The sequence below is a fragment of the Gemmiger formicilis genome (assembly GCF_016901605.1).
Lineage (GTDB): Bacteria > Bacillota > Clostridia > Oscillospirales > Ruminococcaceae > Gemmiger > Gemmiger formicilis_B.
The window spans coordinates 1-390 of sequence record NZ_JACJKP010000491.1 but is presented as its reverse complement, the minus strand read 5'-3'; the positions used below and the strand labels follow the sequence as shown (position 1 = coordinate 390).

1 protein-coding gene is annotated in these 390 nt (G+C 62.1%); it reads right to left on the bottom strand.

Annotated elements, in window-relative coordinates:
• The coding region (locus H6B10_RS15595) for an ATP-binding cassette domain-containing protein (protein WP_204652375.1) at positions 1 to 390 on the bottom strand (390 nt) is incomplete at both ends.

The following is a 390-nucleotide window of genomic DNA, read 5'->3' as shown; positions in this document are numbered from 1 at the left end:
ATCCTGCAGCACCATACCGAAGCCTTCCCGCAGCGCCGTGCGGTCAAAGTCACGGACGTTGTGGCCGTTCAGCGTAATGGAACCGGAATCCACATCATGGAACCGCATCAGCAGTTTGACCATGGTGGTCTTGCCGGCGCCGGTGGGGCCGACGATGGCCACCTTCTGGCCGGGCTGCACGGTGCAGCTGAAGTTGTGGATGACCGTTTTGTCGGGAGTATACCCGAACTTTACGTGGTCGAAGGTCACCTGCCCGTCGATGGTGGCAGGGTCGGCACGGCGGGCCGGATCGGCGGTCTGGTCCTCCTCTTCCTCACCCAGGAACTCAAACACCCGTTCCGCAGCGGCGGCCATGCTTTGCAGCATGTTGGACACCTGCGAAAGCTGCTG